A 413-nucleotide genomic window follows, 5' to 3' on the forward strand; every position below is an offset into this window, starting at 1 on the left:
TCGTAGACCACCTCCATCGGGTCCCCCACCCGCGCTGAAGCGGCGGCCTTCGGCGCGGCCAGACACCGGAACGTCTCGCCCGACGCCGCCTGGAACTTCGCAACCTCGGCCACACCGTCCCTGGCATAGGTGTGCCGGACGCAGACCCCGCTGACCCGGACGCCCCTGAGGCGCAGGACGAACATCCGCCGGGCGACGAGGGCCAGCACGGCGGAGACACCCAGCGCCAGCAGGGCATGCGGCAGGAAGTAGGCCGAGATGGCGGCAGCGAGGTGCACGTCAGCAACCATGAGGGACACATCAGTCATACGGTCATCCAAGCGGAGCACGCCGCTGCGGCACCAGTGGCTCGGGCGGCTCGGGCGGCTCGGATGCCTCGACCGGTGGTTCGACCGGGAGTCCGGGGGCCCTCT

At 70.9% G+C, this 413-nt stretch carries 1 protein-coding gene; it reads right to left on the reverse strand.

Going from position 1 to position 413, the window contains the following annotated elements; genetic code table 11:
- The coding region (locus RNC47_RS37195) for a hypothetical protein (protein WP_311605298.1) at positions 1 to 290 on the reverse strand (290 nt) is incomplete at its 3' end.
- Positions 291 to 413 lie beyond the last annotated feature (123 nt).

The organism is Streptomyces millisiae (assembly GCF_031845425.1).
Taxonomy (GTDB): Bacteria; Actinomycetota; Actinomycetes; order Streptomycetales; family Streptomycetaceae; genus Streptomyces; species Streptomyces millisiae.